The organism is Vibrio sp. Y176, assembly GCF_033438945.1.
Genome location: NZ_JAWOQS010000058.1, coordinates 1 through 1,572, shown reverse-complemented (window position 1 = coordinate 1,572; position 1,572 = coordinate 1). Strand labels below are relative to the sequence as shown.

General features: G+C 46.6%; 2 protein-coding genes. One reads left to right on the top strand and one right to left on the bottom strand.

Features of this window, described 5'->3' with window-relative positions; genetic code table 11:
* A partial coding sequence (locus R7O13_RS24020; RefSeq protein WP_318304819.1) for a LysR substrate-binding domain-containing protein occupies nt 1-385 on the top strand: 385 nt, incomplete at its 5' end.
* 110 nt (nt 386-495) lie between these two features.
* Here R7O13_RS24020 and vscU read toward each other — a convergent pair.
* Nucleotides 496-1,551, bottom strand: a complete 1,056-nt coding sequence (gene vscU, locus R7O13_RS24015) for a SctU family type III secretion system export apparatus subunit VscU (RefSeq protein ID WP_017448968.1) — start codon at nt 1,549-1,551, stop codon at nt 496-498.
* Nucleotides 1,552-1,572: the final 21 nt, after the last annotated feature.

Here is a 1,572-nt window from a genome sequence, read left to right as displayed (position 1 = left end):
GCGATACGGAAAACCTGAAACGCCGAATGACTTAGCGCATCACACCTGCCTCGCGTACCGTTTTACCTCAAGTGGCACACTCGACACTTGGTCACTCACGTCTCCTGATGTTGCTAAACATACGGTGATATTTGAACCGAAAGGCAATGCGGTGTTCAACGACGATTACAGCATGTTGCAAGCTGCTATTCAGGGGGTGGGACTTATCAAGCACATTGATTTATGGGTATTGAAGTATCTTGAAGAAGGGAAACTGGAGCGCGTTTTTGTTGATTGGTGTAAACCGTTTCCGGGCTTTTATCTCTATATCCCTTCACGTGAAAACATGCCCAAGAAAATCCGCGTCCTTATGGATTTTCTGATTGAAAAGCGCGCTGAGCTTTAGGTTTACAAGTCAATCAAACGCGCTTTCTGCAGACGTATCCGTGCTAGAAATGTTAAATCAACCTGAGTTTTATTGAGGACAAAGCAACGTACTTTGCCCTTTGAATAAAACTATCTTTGAGTACCATCAGATTCCAATGACGCCAGCCAACGGAGCACTTCTGCCGTGGCTTCAATTAACTCGCTTGGGATGTATTGGTCAACGTTGCCGTCGGCATAAAGCGCACGCGCCAATGGCACTTTTTGCATTACTGGCACGCCTTCTTCTCGTGCAATTGCAATCATGCGTTTAGCCATCGCATCGGTTTCCATCAGAGTGATGACAGGTAACGGTGTTTCGCCTTTTTTGTAGTACAGACCAACCGCGATGTGAGTCGGGTTCGTTACTAATACGTTGGAGCGCTTAACGTTTTCGCGTTGATTAGAAGCTTGAAGTTCTTGATGAAGCTGACGGCGTTTACTTTTGATTTCCGGGCTGCCTTCCATCTCTTTGTACTCACGTTTCACTTCGTCCTTGCTCATTTTGAGCTTCTTCGTGTGGTCAAACTTTTGGTAGGCAAAATCTGCCGCAGCGATCACAACAAAACCAACCGATGAAATGATCATCAATTGTTTAATCATGACTCCCGTCACCGCAGGGACACATTCCAATCCACAAGTTGGAATTTGCATCAAGGTGTTGATGTTGCCCCGCAACGTAACCCAAATGATGCAGGAAAGCAGAGACACCTTGAGTATCGACTTGATGAACTCAATGACGCTTTTTAGCGAGAAGATGCGCTTTGCGCCCTCGACAGGGTTGATTTTCTTAATGTCGGGCTTGATGGACTCGCCACTAAAAAGAAAACCAAACTGTCCCATGTTAGAAAAAATAGCGATAAGCGCGGCGACCAAAATAATTGGCGCGAGGAGGTAGGCCATCTCTTTGGCGATAGCGATGGCAACATCGATCAATGCGTCTTGAAAGCCTTGATATGCGAGCTCGCTTGGCAGCAAAAGTAGGGCAGAGATGTGCGACATGTAGTAATCGGCAAAGGCGAACAGCACGGCGATGAGTGCCAGAATTAACGCCGAAGAGACGATCTCTTGGCTCTTTGCGACTTGTCCTTTTTTTCGGGCGTCGCGGAGCTTTTTGGCGGTGGGTTGTTCGGTTTTTTCACCACTCATAGAACATCCTAACCTTTATTT